Consider the following 354-nt stretch of genomic DNA (forward strand, 5'->3'; position numbering starts at 1 on the left):
GGACTACCCGGAGATAGGCTCCAAACTCCGCAATGGCAACTTCTGTCGGATTAATACCGTCTTCGTAAATAACGCCCTCAAGTCTTGGAAAGCTCATCTGAAAAGCAGAAATCAATCGCTTAGCAACTTTCTCTCTTTCGAAGATTCCAACCTCTTTGTCTTTCACAGATGGGAATAATACTTGTTTTTTGACAATTTCAGGTAGGCTCGAAATAGCGGATTTGTCCAGATAGCAATTGGGCTGTCCCATCAACCTTATTTCCACTCGCTCTGATGTTGATAGGGCCGTTGTTTGGGTTAGTGTTATTTGATTTTCCATTGTTTAAATTATTTAGCCATTCATACTTAAATCCT

The 354-nt window shown here is 40.7% G+C and carries 1 protein-coding gene; it reads right to left on the reverse strand.

Annotated elements, in window-relative coordinates:
* Positions 1 to 250: hypothetical protein (locus SB764_RS38835; protein WP_410866587.1), on the reverse strand; the 250-nt coding region annotated here is incomplete at its 3' end.
* Positions 251 to 354: the final 104 nt, after the last annotated feature.

It is taken from the genome of Paraburkholderia sp. SIMBA_027 (assembly GCF_046535315.1).
Taxonomy (GTDB): Bacteria; Pseudomonadota; Gammaproteobacteria; order Burkholderiales; family Burkholderiaceae; genus Paraburkholderia; species Paraburkholderia tropica.